Below are 14,698 nucleotides of genomic sequence, written 5' to 3'. Positions count from 1 at the left end.
AATGCGGTCGGAAGCAGTCTCGGAAACGCCTTCTCCAGGCCCCGGCGCGCGCGAGTCGACCGGCACAGGATGCAACAGGGAGTCGTGTTGCATCCGAGAGGCCGTATCGCTCGTCCGGTAGTTTTCGAACCAAGACCGCCGAAGTACGGCGGCCGCGGAAGGTTGGGGAAACGGTCGTGACCCGGATGAAGACGTACGCAGGAAGTGCGCTCGCTGCGCTGTGCTTGATCGGTGTCGCGGCATGCGGTTCATCCGACGATGACGGGAGCGAAGCGGCATCGGGGACCGGGTCGTCGACCGCCGCCTCCGCGACGCGTTCTGGCTCAGTGAGTCAGGTCGACGGGCGCGTCATGCTGGAAGTGAATTGGAACAAGGAGCAGAAGAAGATCGGGTTCGACAACGTCTCCCCTGCCCTTGCGTCCGTCACATGCGAGGGAACGGGACCGTCATTGAAGGCGGATGTGGTCTTCCCGAATGACATTCAGGTCCAGATCGACGGTGCCACCGAGACGGTCGTACTGACCGCGCCGGAGATACAGCCCGTCACGAATCCGATACGCACGGAGTCTGTGACTTGGGGGATGAACGGAGTTGAGATCGACGGCACCGGCGACGTGCAGCTGAAGCTGGCTGAGGAGGATTCCCCTCGGAACGCCAACGCGATCTTCTCCTTCCTGGTGACCTGCTGACAGCCCCAGGCTGTCCCATAGTTCTGAGGTCCTCGAGATGACAGTCATCTCGAGGACCTCGTGCTTTATGCGCCACCGACCTGTCGGCGGTCGCATCACGACCCGAACTTCTCCGTCGGGAGTTGCTCATCAAGAGCGTCGGGAGGTGTCACCACCAGAACTCAAGCGCTCGCGGCCCGATTTCGATAGCTGCGCCCGGCAGCCCGGATGCGCGCTGCAAGGGCCTCCGGCGGGTGCTTCATCGACCCCACCAGTGTCCCGAGTTCGGGTACGACAGGGTGAGGGGTCCGCGCATGAGCGAGCTGTTCGATGCGGTCGGCGAGAGGATCGATGTCCGTGTAGGCGCGAGTGTCTTCTGCGACGACGACGGTGATCGGCGCCTCGACTCCGAGTTCTCTTGCGGCCTCCTGGGCGTGGCGGGTCCACGCAGCGATGTAGGCCGTTCGGTCGTCGTCGTCGAGTTCGGCGATGGTGTCGAGTTCGTCAACAGGGGGCTGTTCTCGTTCTCGGTCGTCTGCGTGGTGGTTGAGGAGTTGTTCGATCGCGTCGACGTCCTCGATGTAGACGTCTTCGAGGCCTGAGTTGTACCAGTACTGGTCCACGTCCAGCAGCACACGGACAGGCGCGGTCCGTCGTCGCGGAAGGTCCTCTTCCATGACTGTTCCGTTGACGAGCTGGGCGACGAGGTCAGATTCCCAGGAGCCCGTCCGCCCGATGAGCAGCCGCTCGACTGATCCGACGTTCGCGGTGACGGAGGCGAGGATGCCGGCGAGCTCGTCGGCGAAATCGATGGCACTGCCGTCTTCTCGGGTGCTGAGCGCAAGTGCGGTCAATACCTCGATCGCCGTGTGTCGGGCCTTCGGGTCGACACCCGATTGGGAGGGCTGCAGGAGCGATGTCTCTTCGACTGCAGAGGTGGGGTCTGCGCTGCGGGCAACGGCGCGCATGGCTTCCGGGAAGGTGGTCTCGGGGTGCGCGGCCTGATAGGCGCGGGCGGCTTTCTTGCGGGCCGAGTTCTTCGTCATGGCGGGCTCCGATCACATGGTCGTCGCGGCGCCCCGCATCCGCCGCCACGGACGATGTGACGGTCTTCAAGGGGGGTTGCAGATCCGGTGGACCTTGCCCTCAGGCGCGGCCGGGTGGTGATGCGGGCACCTGTCGGCAGCGTCGGGATCAGCCATGCAACGTGGCTCTAGCTCACGAAAGTAGCAGAACGTCGCGGATCTCCCCTGACACCAGGAGATGGCTCGTCGTCGTGATGGAAATGCGGCGTGAATGTGCAGGTAGATGAGTTAATGGGGGTAGGTCGTTGTCTGTGACGGCCGGATGAGAGCGCGGAGTCCGCTCGTTTCGTGAAGTTCCGTGACCTGGGCTTTTGGCGTCTCACAGGCCGTCATTTCGAGTAGCGGCCCATTTTGGTGGCGCGAGTAGCGCTAATGACAGTTAGCGCCAACATCGATTCGTTTACCTGGGGCGGCTGGCGAGGGCGTTCTCGGCCCTTGCGGTGACCTGGGCGCGGCCCAAATACGGACAATTCCGGCGCATATCGGGTCCTCGTTGACGGCAGTCAACACCCGCCGCGTCGGCCGTCGACTCCCCCGATTCGCGCGCCAAACGACGCACGCGACCCTCCCCAACCGGCTCCACGCAGGCTGTCCCGCTATCGGTTCGAGCCGAAATCGTCACTGTGACGCAATGCGGACGATTGTGCCCTCTACCTGCGCCGACCACGCCCAGAACTGCAACACCCCGCACCCCTGCTCAGCACCATTCGACGAGTTCAACCGCCCCGACCGTCGAAGGAACCCCGATGTCTCCGCACTTCCGCCCGACCTACGACTACGACGACCCCGACCTGACCCCGCCGTCCCCGGGCGCCGACCTGATCATGCAGGTCGGGCTCGTGGAATCGCTGCCCGGAATCGGCCCTGCCACCGGCGGACGGTACATCGGAATCCCCCGCGCGATCGGCCCGCTCCACACCCGCCTCTGGCGACCCCACGACCAGGTCGAGATGACCCTCCCGAACACCGACGTCCAGCTCTGGAACACCCCATTCATCACCGCCGGCCACCGCCACGGCGAGTTCAAGCTCTCGGAACGGCCCGGCTGGCACTGGTTGCGGTGGACGATCGCCGACCACGTGGCCCACGACCTGCAGCGACAGGCCGCTGCAGCCGACCTCGGGATCACCCCGGTCTACCCCGAGGAGCAGGGCGACCCGCTGGTCATCGTGCCCTGCGGCGCCACCAAAGCAGCCTTCCCCCGTCCGGCCGGCGAGATGTACACCGGCAGCTACCACCGCCTCACCCGCCGCGCCGCCGACGCCCTCACCAGCAGCGACAACATCCGCATCGTCAGCGCCCTCCACGGCCTGCTGCCGCTAGACCAGATCATCGCCCCGTACGATCTGCGTTTCGGCCGACCCGGATCCATCACCGCAGAGCAGCTTGAGGAGCAGGCCGATCAGCAGGGACTCCTCGGCCATCCCAACGTCGTGATCCTCGCCAGCCGCGACTACACCCGGCTTGCCCAACAGGTCTGGCCACACGCCCGCACTCCACTTGCTGCCACCCGGAGTATCGGCGAACAACAGCACCGCCTCGCCCGCATCGCCGCGGGCGAACCACCTGAGCAGGTCGCGGGGTGAGGAAGTGATCTCGCGTGCCAGATCGGTCAGAAGGTGAAGATCGCGTCCCGGTACTCGAATCCAGGGCTGACTTGCATCACAAGGTCGGTCGGATTCGTGACGCTGTACGCGACCTGGAACTCGGATTCCCGCCCGGGCAGCACCGCGGTGCTCGGGCTACCCCCGACGTTATTCGGCGTATCGAAGATCTCACTCGCTTCCCTGTTTCCGCTCTGCAGGCTGGTCGAGAAGAGGGCGGGGTCGTAGTTCTCGGTCGACCCGTTGACGATGGTGATCGTGAAGACCACGGCCTGGTCTCCGGGTTCCAAGCCCGCGGCGCTGACGCTCGGAGTGAAGGGCTGGGGAACGCTGACCGCCACCCCTAGGCCGTTCCGGAAGGTGAATGCCTCCCCGAACTTCGCTGTCGCCGGCTCGGCGGAGGTCGTCACCTCAGAGGTCGCGTCTGGGTGGTTAACACCCGTCCCCGCGTCTGGCGTGGACTCGCCTCCGGTGTTGCTGCAGGCGGTGACTACCGCAATCGCGGCCACTGCTGTGAGTCCAAGCTTTCGGATTGACATCCCGACCCCTTGAAGTGTGATGCAGGACACATTTCTTGCTTGGAATGTCTACCCCAGACCCCTTGGTGTTACGCCGCACTCAACCCTTGTCCCGGCCGCACACCCACCTGGACAACGCGCCGCGCATCACCACGCATCTCGCCGGCCGGTTGAGCGTTCTCGCCAGCCTGATCCCGGCTGACTCACCTCCGACCTCAGCACAAGGGGGATGAGCTGCGGATACACGGAATCGTCGGCGATCCTCAGTAGGCTCCCTCCGAACAGGAGAGGAGAGGTGATGACGACCGAGACCACGCCGGGCGAGGCCATCGTCATCAGCGGACTGGCCGCCACGGCAGTCGGCCGCAGCTCGACGCCGACACCTCCAGTGCTGTCCCCCGACGCCAAGGCCCGCATTATCGCCGCGCTCGAGCAGCGGCACTCCCCATCGACGGCCCGGAACTACCGGCAGGACTGGGAGAAGTTCACCGCGTGGTGCACCACCCACGGCCACATCTCGATACCGGCGCACCCGGCCGTCGTCGCCGACTACCTCACCGACTGCGCTGACCTGCGTACCGAGACCGGCGAGCGCGCCTACTCGATGAACACCCTCGCCCGCTGGGTTGCCTCGATCAACTACTGGCACCGCGCGGTCGACCACCGGGGACCCGGCGACTTCCAGCTCGTCAAGGACACGATCGCCGGTCTGCGCCGCACCTACGCGGCCGCCGGCGACCGCCCGGTCAAACGGGTCGCCCCGCTCGAGCTCGCCGAGATCGAGCACATCGTCACCACCCTGCGAGCGCAGGCATCGACCTGGCAGACCCGGATGCGGGAGCGCCGCGACTCCGCGCTGCTGCTCCTCGGTTTCCTCGGCGCGTTCCGCCGCTCCGAACTGTCCGACCTGCAGATCCGCGACGTCACCATCCACTCCAGTGACGGCCTCCACATGCGGGTCCGCCGCTCGAAGACCGACCAAACCGGCCAAGGCCTGGTCAAAGCTGCACCGGTGGCTCTCACCCACACCGTGTGTGGGCCCTGCACGTACCGCCGCTGGCTCGACGTCCTCGCTGCCCACCAAGCCGACGGCCGACCCGGCATCATCCGACTGCTCCGGACCGACGACGAACCGACCGGCCACGTCTGCCACCTCCCCCACCCCGACCTCACCGACATCGACGTGCCGGTGTTCCGGCCGATCCGCGTCAACGGCAACCTCGGCGACACCGCACTGTCCGGGCAGGCCATCCACGCGGCCTACCGCAGGGCAGCCCAGGCCGGCGGACTCTCCCCCGCCAAGATCGCGCAGCTCGGCGGCCACTCCGTCCGCGCCGGCTTCGTCACCGAAGCCCTCCGCAACGGCGCCCAACCTCACGAGATCCAACGGCAGACCGGGCACGCCTCCCCCACCACCGTCGGGATCTACGCCCGCGAGCACAACCCACTGACCGGCAACGCCGTCACCCGCTTCGCCCGCTGAACTGCCGCGGCCGGGGTTTCCTCGGTCTGACTTCCGGCGCACAATTGAGTTCTACGCCAACCCGCTGTCGACCGTTGATCGGGGGGCTGCAGCGGTTCCCCACAGTAGGCGGGCTGCGCCGAGTTGTCTCGGAGCAGCCCATCTGCCGTTTCTCGTGAAGATGTGCGCGGGCCGCTACGTGCCGTAGCTCAGCGCCCAGATCGCCAACCCGGCCACGATCGGGCCGCCGAACAGCAGCGGGAATTCCGAGCTGATCGACAGCCGGATCAGACCGCGGTACGACGCGAAACCGGCGGCGAAGGCCACGAGAGCGAGCACCAGCAGCAGCCACCACACCGGGCTCAGCGCACCAACCAAGTCGGGGACGAACGGCGGCGCCTCCGGCTTGACCTCGGGGATCTGGGCAGACGCGGGTGTGACAGGCATGGAACCTCCGATGTGGCGCGGGACCGCTCGGTCGGGCCGCCGAGCTTGCCGCTGACCATCCCCTACGTCTTCTCCACGTGTTTCACCAGTCAGCGAGGAGTCAACCTGCGCCAGCAGGTCGGATCAGAACATCGACATCTGCTGGTCATCGCCCGCGCGACGGCGTCCTGGCCGGCGACGCCGAGCCTGCTCAGGAGGCACCGGCACGGGCTCAGGCGTTGGATGAGGATCGGCCGGTTGTCCGGCCGACCAGCGTGCACGCGCAGCGTCCGCCCCGATCCCGGCCGCACCGCCGATCTGATCCCACGTCATCCCCGCGCGCAGAGCGCGCTGCACATCCAAGGCCGGATCCACGCCGGCGCGGTGTTCGATCGCGATCCGTGTCAGCAGCCGCGCCGCGCTGTCGTCGCGCAACTGCTCCGGGGAATGAGCGGTGGACGGCCCGATGGTGCTGTCCACGACACGGTCGAGCAGCACGTCGACCTTCTCCGCGAACAGGTCAGCGGCGTCGACGAGACGCTCATGGTCGGCCCAGGGCTCACCCATGACGGCAGTGTAAGCAGCACAAACACAGTCGGCAGGGATAGCGGGAGCCAAGTCCGCTGGCCGTCTACCCCAGGACGAACTCGCGAGCCGCCGAGAGCGTCGGCTCCACGACGTCCATCGCGTACTTGTTCCGGTGCGAGCTGGCCCCAGTTGTAGGGCGCCTGCGCAGCTGGATGACTGAAATTTGCGATCACGGTTGGCACCCCGGCGAACTCGGCGTACTCAAGATCCGGGATGTCAGGATCGATTAGTTCCACGTGCTTGAGATGGGACCCAATGCGCGATCGCAGACTCTTGGTCTGCAGGATCACCAGGGTGGGCTCGAGGATCCGGACCGTCACGGCGAGGTGCGGCAGGCAGGCCCTGTCCATCGCGGGCACCCCCGAGGCCTGGAACCGGCGGCCCTTCGCTGACTCGCCCGCCCGCACCGCCGAGCACAGGCGCTTGTCGACCAGCGCGTAGCACTGCATGACGTGCTGCGGGACCGGGTCGTTCGACAGCGGCAGCAGCTCACCGGCCCGGTCGTCGCCCAGCCCGACCGAATGCGACACGCAGCGCACTCGTCGTACCGAGCATGTGCGCGTGCCGAGCGCCGAACCGCATCCCAATCGCCTCGTCCTGCCGAAGGCGCCGCGCCTCAAGCGAAATACCCCGGTCCGGTCCGGTCGTCCCATCTCCATCCCCAGCACCAGAACCCGCAGTGGGACACCGTCATCGAACAGGTCGTAGTGAAGTCCGACGTGGGAGAGCTGTCCCTCGTAGAAGTCGGCACCCTTGTCCGCCGCCGCTCGGCGGCACCGTGCGGCCGAGTCGCAGACGAAACCGTTCCTGCCGTACACCGAGCGGGCCATGTACTCGTCGAGCTCGGCGATCCGCTGACGGGTCCGCACCGGGTCACTCGTGAACTGAGCCATCTGCGCAACCTACCGACGGCCGGCCACACCCGGACCGACTCATGGATTGTCGTGCTGAAACACCTGGACCGGCCCACTCCTACGTTTGCCCCAGACCAGCACCGACGACCAGGAGGACACCATGACGACCCACTCCTACAGCCCCGCCGCCGTCGCGCACATCGAGATTGCGCCGACCGAGCTCGCCCACATCACCGGCGCCGTGATCGTCGGCGACCACGACGGCCGCATCCAGGTCACCGGCACCGTCGAACCGTCGCACGTCATGCCCGGAATGGTCAGCGTCGAGACCGAGGCCGGAACCCTCTACCTCGACGCGGAACTGCCGGTCACGATCGTCAACCCAACCATCCAGACGAGAGAGGACCGCGACGACATCGAGGGCCTGGCCCACACCGTCGGCCTGCTCAAAGCGTCCTGACCCCCACGACCAGCACATCGACCCCACCCCCGGAAGGAAACAGACCCGCAGTGACCACCACCGCCCACATCAACGAGGCCGTCTACATCGACCCGCGCGCCGGAAACGACAAGTTCTACCGAACCTTCACCTTCGACTCCGCATGGGTTTCCCAGTACGGCCGAAACGGCACCCTGGGCACCTTCACCAAGATCGTCGAGACCGCCAGCCCCGAGGCGGCAGCGAAGGCCGCCGCAGCCAAGTTCGCCGGCAAGGTGAAGAAGGGCTACGAGCCGGTGCGCTCGGGTGCCGTCGAGACGAGCACCGTCATCACCGCGGACAACCTCACGGTGCTCGACAAGCTCGTGGAGAGTCTGCAGAAGGGCGATGCCGTCGGCATCGTCACCGAGCCGGTCGCCGCCGTCGAGATGGACGCCCGCCGCGACGACTTCACCGCCCTCGCTGTCGAGGCTCTGACCGCCACCGTGTTCCTCGGGGAGCCCGCGGTCGCCGAGGACACCATGCCCTCGCTGCCGGTGCGACCGATGCTGGCCTCCGTGCAGCCCGCCGCGACCGTGGCGGACGCGATGGACTCCGACGACTGGTACGCCCAGTTCAAGTACGACGGCGACCGCGTCGTCATCGAAGTCGACAACGGCGAGATTCGCGTCCTCAACCGCCAGGGTCAGGCGAAGGTCCGCAACGTCGGACCGTCGCACCTGAATCCGTTCACTGCCTTGCATTCCGGTCGCTGGGTCTTCGACGGTGAAGTGGTGGGTCGCGTCCTGGTGCTGTTCGACCTCATTGTCGCCACCGACGGCGTCAACACCTGGACGCGGGAGTCGATGGGGTTCCCGGTCCGCCACCACACGCTCACCATCCTCACCAAGGTGCTGGGCATTCCCGCCGTCGACAAGGCCCCGGAGGGCAGCCCGGTGGTGCTCGCGCCCGTCGCGGTGACCGCGCAGGCGAAGGCTGACATGCTCGCCGCCGCCGTGACCGAGCAGCGCGAGGGCATCATCTTGCGCCACTCCTGCGGAACCTACGAGTCCGGTCGCCGCTCAACCCTGCTGGTCAAGCACAAGCTCATCAAGGACGTCGACGTCGTCGTCACCGCACTGCACCAGGTGAAGGACTCCGCGGAGCTCTCCGTCCACGACGCCGAGGGGAACCTCGTCCAGATCGGCACCGCGTCCACCATCGGCAAAGGCGCAGTCGAGGTCGGCCAGGTCTGGGTCGTGACCTTCCTCTACGTCACCAACCCCGAACACCCGCGAATGGTCCAGCCGCGCCTCATCCGCCAGCGCCAAGACAAGGCCCCCGCCGAGTGCCTGCTCGACCAGTTCGCCGACGCAGGCACCAACAAGACCGTCTGACCCTCACCCGATCGGCGCCAGAAGCCCCCGACACCACCCGGTGCCGGGGGCTTTCCGCGCCGAACCCGCTACTGTCACCCTCGGCTTGCGCAAGGCGCCCCAACAACCCGCACGACCAGCACATCGGCCCACTCCCTGGCACCCAGTCGGAGTAGGTCGGACCTGTCGCGGACCCTGGATAACCTTCACCGGTGACTGACGAACCACTCCCCGACCGCGCCACCCTCGCCCGCTGGCCGCTGTCCACCCGCGACATCGCGAAGCTGACGACATGCCTTGTCGCCTCGACCGCGGCTGTGGTCATCGGCCTCACGCTGCTCTGGGACGTCGTCAATCCGAGCAAGTGGACTGCCGACGGATGGGCTGCCGCAGGCGGATGGTTCGCCGGCGCCGGGACTGTGTTCGCCGTGGTTGTGGCTCTGCGGCAGAGCCAGCAGGCTCGGGTCGATGCGGAGGCGGCCAGGATTGATGCAGATCGCATTCACCGTGAGCAGCTTCGGGAGGCGACGCTGCGGGCAGACAGGGCAACAGTGGTCGGGTTGCTCCCCGCTCTGCGGCAGTTCACAGCGCAGATGCTCGAGTCCGACTTCGCGTTCATGGCGTACGACGACGAGCGCTCGAAGGGCAAACGTCCCCCGAAGGCTGACTCTTTGCCGAGTGATCCCACCGCATTCGATACCTTGAAGCCGCACGTGGATGCTGTGCGGTCGATGCTGCAGGACATTCAGTCAGCGGCCTTCTCCGTGGTCACGGATGACCTCCACTCTGTACTGGAGGAAGCGGTGCGCTTGGTCGAGTGGGTTGGAGCTCAGTCACATACATGGTCGATGCAGGCTGCGAACGGCGAAGAGCTCGAACTAGCCACAGACTTTCCCGGGCCTGAGGACGCTATCCGGATCTGGCACGGGCCTTTCTCACGACTCGCCCACCACGTCGAGAAGCTCGTGACCGACGCGCTCATGCAGCTGCCACGCACGGACTTCGGCCCCACGCAGCAGGACCAGGCCGATGCGAGCATCACGCAATGATGAGCTCCCACAGCACCGACATTTTCGTGCCGACAGTCGCGATCGTCGATCGATACCGGTACGACTGGCAGCTGTTCGCGGACTGGTGCAACGCCGTCGACCTGTCCGGAATGCCAGCCGACCCGATCACGGTCGCCCTGTACCTCGACGAGAACCCCGCCGCACCCGGCACCCAGCGCCGACGCATCGCCGCGATCAACTCCGTCCACACCCGCTGCGGGTACCCGGCGCCGGGTACTGCACAGGCACTGCGGAAGCGGTTGACCCGCCGGACCCGGCCCCGCCCGGACCTGCGGGACGCCGCCGACGACGTCATCCGCCGGCTGCCGACCACGGGCTGGCCCGGAGGTCTCTTCGGTCGCCGCGACGCCCTCCTGCTCACCCTGACCTGCCGCCTGGGCCTCTCCCCCATCCAGATCGGGCGCCTCAAACGCAGCGACATCACCTTCGACGGCCGCACCCTCCGCATCCCCAGTCACGGCATCCTCGTCGACCACGACCCCGACGAATCACCGCGCACCGACCCGGTCGCCGTGTACCTGCGATGGGCCAGGCTGCAGGCCTTCACCGACCGCACCCCGTCGAACCGGTGGCTCGGCGAGTCCCTCACCACCGCCACTCCGATCACCGACGACACCGTCACCGGCCTCCAACTGCTCCCCGCGATCCGGCACAACGGGCCACTGCTGCCCTCATTCGACAAGTGGGGCCACGCCAACACCGGCCAAGCAGGACTATCTCGCCGCGCGATCACCCGCATCCTCACCGCACACCTCACAGGTAGCACCCGCACCCGCGACCAACGCCAGGTGAAGTTCTTCGACGACGGCTGGGCCGACGCAGTCGAGGACGTCGTCGAATCCATCACCGAAGACGACGCCACCACCGCCGACCAGGTCGAGCCAGCCGACCTGTCCAGCGAGGAAATCGCCACCCGCTACGAAGCCGGCCTCGCCGCACGCCGGGGTTCGGCCGAAGCAATGGCCGACCTCGAGCCGACCTTCGACGACCTCGACGACCGCACCAACGAACTCCTCGCCCGCATCCAAGGACTCCTCGCCACCGTCGAGGACGGATAGCCCGCTCTACCGATGCTGTTGAAGCCCGCGTGGGCGATGCATCAGTTCACGCACGGATCTCGTAGTCATCCGGCCGTTCGATGCGGTAGACGGCCAGTCGCGCCCAATCCATGAGCGGACCGAGGACCTGATGCTTGAATTCGCGCAACGCATCGTCGTGACCGGGAAGTGCACGGTAGTACGCGGCCCATGGCTGCTGCGACCTACCACCGTCCCGACGCTGATAAAGGTCGAACCACACCGAGTCGACGACCGCCGTACCCGGCAACGTCAGTAGCGCCAACACCACGTGCGGCACTCCCACCGCGTCGTACTGAACATGAATCTCCCAGGCATGGTGCTGCGGCGGGTCCGGTAGGACCGCTCGGAGCGAGGCCACCGGTGGGAGCGGATGTCCGAAGGTCTCGGCGTTCCGGATGCGATCCAACGTTTCGCGGTCGTCCGCTTCGCGGTGATCTACGTCGGCGGCGTCCTTCGCGTCGAGTCGCCTGCCCCAACGAACAGCGAGGATCGCCGTCACGACCAAGCCCAATCCGAAAAGGGCGATCCCGATGAGACCTGTCGTATCCAATCAACTGCCTGTCTCGACCAGACGCAGCGGCGCCGCACCTTCCAACTACCGGCGATGGTGTCGCATTCACGCCCTGCGCTGTTACAGGAGTGGACCGTGCCGACCGCCACCGCCACACGGAGCTTGCCTGCTTCTGCGGCGGGACCTGGAGAAGGTGCTCTCTACCGTCTGCGGCCATGAGGGAAGAGCGGTTCGAGACGGGTCTGGCGCACCTTCGTACCTACGTCGACCAGCGCGGTGACGGGCACGTTCCCCGATCGTGGGTGTGCCCGGACTGCGGGTTCGCACTCGGCAGCTGGGTCGCCCACAAGCGAACCGCCCTCCGCTCCGGCAACGCCGCACTGACCCCCGAACGCCTCGCCCGACTCCGCGCCGCAGGATTCGAAACCACCAGCCGCCGCGGTGTCCGCGGCCCTACATCTCTGCACCAGCAGCAGTGGGAACACGGACTCGACCACCTCCGTACGTATGTCGCCGCGCACGGTGACGCCGATGTACCGCGCCGCCACGTCACCGGCGACGGCTTCGCACTCGGGATGTGGGTTCAGTCGCGCCGCAAGGAACTGCGTTCCGGGAAACTCACCGACCCGGACCGCCTCAACGCACTTTCCAAGCTCGGGTTCATCGCCCATTCGGACCGCCGCGGCGGCTTCGCTGCAGCCCCGAACGCCGATCTGCAACACCTGGAGAAGGCGGTTGCGACAGTGGACTCACGCACCGACACCAAACCGGTGTAGCCAGACTCCCGTCCTCGTTCCTGTCCCCCGTGGGAACGATGACGGGCTGGTCGCCACACTCCTCCCCCTTGCGTGGCGACCGAGTGGCCCGGACCTTCCCTCCCCCGGCAAGGTCCGGGCCATCTCACATCAGTGCCCAGTCACACCGAGACGGTGATCCAAAGGCACGCTTCTCGCGCAGATGTGCTCTCCAAGCGAGAGCCGCGATCACCGGCTCGGAGATCGGAACTTCTGGATCCCCCACCACACCAGACAACCGATCATCAGAATGAGCGCAGCCACCCCGATGAACCAGAAATCCGTACTCGTCACGGTCATGACGAACCCGAGACCGAGAAGAATCGCGAGGCGCACGATCGTGACAGTCACGGTCTTTCCGAGCCGCGGGCTCCGGTCCCGGGCCCGGGTCGGCGAGAATCCGGCGGACCTGGTCGGCCCCGACACAAACGGGTCCGGGTCATACGACGCGGGCCCTGCCGCGGCAGCCCACGGCGAGGCCGGTGCCAGCAGCGCCTCGGCCGCACGGCTCGCCGCGCGCACCGCGCCGGTCGGGTCATATGCAAACAACGCCATCCCCGTGCTGTCCGCATACTCGACAGCCTCCCGCGTGTATCCAGATGCGGTGAAGAACAGCATCTGCTTGGAGTGGTCGACACCGCGAGCGCCGTACAGGTTCTGCAGCTCCGGCCGACCTGTCTGCGCGGACTTCCACTTCACCTGAGCGACCGCGTTCCACGCCTGCACATCAATGCCTCCATCAGGCCCGCCAGCGGTCACCCCAGCATCGGAGAACCCCATCTCCCGCATCCGCTTCGCGGCATTGTTCTCGGCCTGCTCCGCCGAAGTGATGAATTCGATCTCAGGTTCCATAGCTGTCCGATCTCCCCGTGTTGGCGGGTCACTGTAGCTGGACAGACCGACTGGAACGTCTTCACGACACCAAGTCACGCAACCGCGCCAATGTCCGCGGCCGCATCAACCACTCCTCGAACTCCAACGCAGAGTCGTCCCGCTCCCACACCTGCAGCCACTGCCGCCACAACCGGTACGAGCACCGCAGCGACGGCGGCAGCGTCTTCTGCGACAGCGCGTACCGCACCCCGTCATCACGTCCCTGCGCCGACCGAACCACCATCGGCCGGCCCTTCACCGACCAGTCCGGAGCCTGTCCGGACTCGAGGAAACCGAGGTCCGCGAGCAACCCGTCATCCCACCCATCGACACTGCGCCGACCCTCCAACTGCATCTGCACATCCGGGGTGACCTCCCACAGCACCTGCGCGATATGACCAGCCTCGATCGACAGTTTGTAGCCGCGCAGCACTTGCAGCATCCGCCACCGCTCCTTGTGCGTGATCTCCATTTCCACCGCCACGATCCGCCCACCGACGATCGCCGCGAAGTCCGGCCAATGCAGTTCCCCCGCCGCCCCCACCGGCACCCCGAACCACCGCGCCCGACCCGTCCCATCGACCGTCGGCGACACCCGCACACCGAACTCCTCCCCCGCCGCCGACCCCGCCGCCGCGACACCACTCAGCCGCGCGAACGCCTCCGCCGCCTCCCCACTGTCGGTCGCGCGTTCCACCGCGCGCATCTGCCGCTCCGACACCACCCGCACCCCACGCGCCCGCATCCGCAGCGCCGCCTCCGCCACCAACAAGCGGTGCAGCATCCGCTCCTCCGACGGCACCAACGCGCGCAGGTCCGGGAACCCCGGGGCAGCCGCAGCCGCCATCCCCGCCGCCGTCGGATACAGCACCGTCCCCGCCCACCGCAGGTTGTCGGACCGCTCCAACAACCCCGCCTCCCGCATGAACTGCACCCGCTTACGCGCCGTCTCCCACACCCCGCCATAGAAATGCTCGGCGGCATGCCGCAACGTGATCGCACCGAACGCGCCGGCGAACTCCAGCAACTGCTCATCCGCCGCCGTGCGCCGCCACCCGTGCCGCCGCACCGTCCCCGACGAGATCCCCTGATTGCCCCGCCGTGCAGCCGCCGCACGCCGCTTCCGCGTCATCGGAAGCCGCAACTCCAGACCCGACTCAGACGCCTTCTCCACGTACTCCGGCACCGACACCACTCCTCACATCACGTCCAACGCGCCAGCACTGAACCCAGCAGCCACTCCAGCCACAAGGCCCCCACCAACGCACCCTCCACACGGGGGCTTACCGCGCACACCCCATCACCCCCCTTCTCCACCTGAAACACCTGCGAAAAGCCCCCACCCAACCCCCGCCGACCAACACCACTCACC

At 66.9% G+C, this 14,698-nt stretch carries 15 protein-coding genes; 8 read left to right on the top strand and 7 right to left on the bottom strand.

The window, feature by feature from the left end; translation table 11 throughout:
• The first annotated feature begins 176 nt into the window (after nucleotides 1-176).
• A complete protein-coding gene (locus tag RZ1_RS25950; protein ID WP_072815507.1) occupies nucleotides 177-689 on the top strand; it encodes a hypothetical protein in 513 nt (170 codons plus the stop codon).
• Between the two features lie 161 nt (nucleotides 690-850).
• Here RZ1_RS25950 and RZ1_RS25945 read toward each other — a convergent pair whose 3' ends face one another.
• The gene (locus RZ1_RS25945; RefSeq protein WP_072815506.1) at nucleotides 851-1,714 is read right to left on the bottom strand and encodes a hypothetical protein; all 864 of its coding nucleotides are present in this window, start codon (nucleotides 1,712-1,714) and stop codon (nucleotides 851-853) included.
• A 785-nt stretch (nucleotides 1,715-2,499) separates the two neighbouring features.
• Between RZ1_RS25945 and RZ1_RS25940 the strand changes: the two genes are divergently transcribed.
• On the top strand, nucleotides 2,500-3,339 hold the full coding sequence (locus RZ1_RS25940; RefSeq protein ID WP_072815505.1) for a DUF6884 domain-containing protein: 840 nt from the start codon (nucleotides 2,500-2,502) through the stop codon (nucleotides 3,337-3,339).
• A gap of 26 nt (nucleotides 3,340-3,365) precedes the next feature.
• On the opposite strand, the gene RZ1_RS25935 is transcribed toward RZ1_RS25940, so the two are convergent.
• The gene (locus RZ1_RS25935) at nucleotides 3,366-3,896 is read right to left on the bottom strand and encodes a hypothetical protein (protein ID WP_139281984.1); all 531 of its coding nucleotides are present in this window, start codon (nucleotides 3,894-3,896) and stop codon (nucleotides 3,366-3,368) included.
• A 277-nt stretch (nucleotides 3,897-4,173) separates the two neighbouring features.
• Between RZ1_RS25935 and RZ1_RS25930 the strand changes: the two genes are divergently transcribed.
• On the top strand, nucleotides 4,174-5,358 hold the full coding sequence (locus RZ1_RS25930) for a tyrosine-type recombinase/integrase (RefSeq protein ID WP_072815503.1): 1,185 nt from the start codon (nucleotides 4,174-4,176) through the stop codon (nucleotides 5,356-5,358).
• A gap of 174 nt (nucleotides 5,359-5,532) precedes the next feature.
• Here the strand turns inward: RZ1_RS25930 and RZ1_RS25925 are convergent, their stop codons facing one another.
• The gene (locus tag RZ1_RS25925) at nucleotides 5,533-5,784 is read right to left on the bottom strand and encodes a hypothetical protein (protein WP_072815502.1); all 252 of its coding nucleotides are present in this window, start codon (nucleotides 5,782-5,784) and stop codon (nucleotides 5,533-5,535) included.
• Between the two features lie 123 nt (nucleotides 5,785-5,907).
• Nucleotides 5,908-6,330 carry a hypothetical protein gene (locus tag RZ1_RS25920; RefSeq protein ID WP_072815501.1) on the bottom strand — a complete coding sequence of 141 codons (423 nt, stop codon included), beginning with the start codon at nucleotides 6,328-6,330 and terminating at the stop codon, nucleotides 5,908-5,910.
• Between the two features lie 1,035 nt (nucleotides 6,331-7,365).
• On the opposite strand from RZ1_RS25920, the gene RZ1_RS30730 reads away from it, so the two are divergent.
• The 4 genes from RZ1_RS30730 to RZ1_RS25895 all read left to right on the top strand — a co-directional run bounded on the left by RZ1_RS30730 (nucleotide 7,366) and on the right by RZ1_RS25895 (nucleotide 11,127).
• Complete coding sequence (locus RZ1_RS30730) at nucleotides 7,366-7,665, top strand: hypothetical protein (protein WP_169918123.1); 300 nt, start codon at nucleotides 7,366-7,368, stop codon at nucleotides 7,663-7,665.
• A gap of 50 nt (nucleotides 7,666-7,715) precedes the next feature.
• Nucleotides 7,716-9,020 (top strand): ATP-dependent DNA ligase, encoded by a 1,305-nt coding sequence (locus RZ1_RS30725; RefSeq protein WP_072815498.1) that lies wholly within the window; start codon nucleotides 7,716-7,718, stop codon nucleotides 9,018-9,020.
• Nucleotides 9,021-9,211: 191 nt separating this feature from the next.
• The gene (locus tag RZ1_RS25900; protein WP_072815497.1) at nucleotides 9,212-10,048 is read left to right on the top strand and encodes a hypothetical protein; all 837 of its coding nucleotides are present in this window, start codon (nucleotides 9,212-9,214) and stop codon (nucleotides 10,046-10,048) included.
• Entirely contained in the window at nucleotides 10,045-11,127 is a 1,083-nt protein-coding gene (locus tag RZ1_RS25895; protein WP_238072290.1) for a site-specific integrase, read from the top strand. Before RZ1_RS25900 ends, RZ1_RS25895 begins: the two co-directional genes overlap by 4 nt.
• Before the next feature lie 46 nt (nucleotides 11,128-11,173).
• Here RZ1_RS25895 and RZ1_RS25890 read toward each other — a convergent pair whose 3' ends face one another.
• Nucleotides 11,174-11,647, bottom strand: coding sequence for a hypothetical protein (locus RZ1_RS25890; protein ID WP_139281982.1), 474 nt, complete (start codon nucleotides 11,645-11,647; stop codon nucleotides 11,174-11,176).
• A gap of 227 nt (nucleotides 11,648-11,874) precedes the next feature.
• Between RZ1_RS25890 and RZ1_RS25885 the strand changes: the two genes are divergently transcribed.
• On the top strand, nucleotides 11,875-12,435 hold the full coding sequence (locus RZ1_RS25885) for a helicase associated domain-containing protein (protein ID WP_072815494.1): 561 nt from the start codon (nucleotides 11,875-11,877) through the stop codon (nucleotides 12,433-12,435).
• Nucleotides 12,436-12,642: 207 nt separating this feature from the next.
• Here the strand turns inward: RZ1_RS25885 and RZ1_RS25880 are convergent, their stop codons facing one another.
• Complete coding sequence (locus RZ1_RS25880) at nucleotides 12,643-13,305, bottom strand: restriction endonuclease (RefSeq protein WP_072815493.1); 663 nt, start codon at nucleotides 13,303-13,305, stop codon at nucleotides 12,643-12,645.
• A gap of 61 nt (nucleotides 13,306-13,366) precedes the next feature.
• Entirely contained in the window at nucleotides 13,367-14,512 is a 1,146-nt protein-coding gene (locus RZ1_RS25875; protein WP_139281981.1) for a hypothetical protein, read from the bottom strand.
• Nucleotides 14,513-14,698 lie beyond the last annotated feature (186 nt).

This window comes from Rhodococcus zopfii NBRC 100606 = JCM 9919, from assembly GCF_001895025.1.
In the GTDB taxonomy this organism is placed as follows: domain Bacteria; phylum Actinomycetota; class Actinomycetes; order Mycobacteriales; family Mycobacteriaceae; genus Rhodococcus; species Rhodococcus zopfii.
Note: the sequence above shows the minus strand (reverse complement) of the source record. Positions and strands in the feature narration are given on the sequence as shown.

Excerpts from the sequence above, each read along its gene's own strand:
- RZ1_RS25925 (WP_072815502.1), bottom strand. The coding sequence starts at position 5,784 with ATGCCTGTCACACCCGCGTCTGCCCAGATCCCCGAGGTCAAGCCGGAG.
- RZ1_RS25895 (WP_238072290.1), top strand. The coding sequence starts at position 10,045 with ATGATGAGCTCCCACAGCACCGACATTTTCGTGCCGACAGTCGCGATC.
- RZ1_RS30730 (WP_169918123.1), top strand. The coding sequence starts at position 7,366 with ATGACGACCCACTCCTACAGCCCCGCCGCCGTCGCGCACATCGAGATT.
- RZ1_RS25930 (WP_072815503.1), top strand. The coding sequence starts at position 4,174 with ATGACGACCGAGACCACGCCGGGCGAGGCCATCGTCATCAGCGGACTG.
- RZ1_RS25920 (WP_072815501.1), bottom strand. The coding sequence starts at position 6,330 with ATGGGTGAGCCCTGGGCCGACCATGAGCGTCTCGTCGACGCCGCTGAC.
- RZ1_RS25880 (WP_072815493.1), bottom strand. The coding sequence starts at position 13,305 with ATGGAACCTGAGATCGAATTCATCACTTCGGCGGAGCAGGCCGAGAAC.
- RZ1_RS25940 (WP_072815505.1), top strand. The coding sequence starts at position 2,500 with ATGTCTCCGCACTTCCGCCCGACCTACGACTACGACGACCCCGACCTG.
- RZ1_RS25885 (WP_072815494.1), top strand. The coding sequence starts at position 11,875 with ATGAGGGAAGAGCGGTTCGAGACGGGTCTGGCGCACCTTCGTACCTAC.
- RZ1_RS25945 (WP_072815506.1), bottom strand. The coding sequence starts at position 1,714 with ATGACGAAGAACTCGGCCCGCAAGAAAGCCGCCCGCGCCTATCAGGCC.
- RZ1_RS25935 (WP_139281984.1), bottom strand. The coding sequence starts at position 3,896 with ATGTCAATCCGAAAGCTTGGACTCACAGCAGTGGCCGCGATTGCGGTA.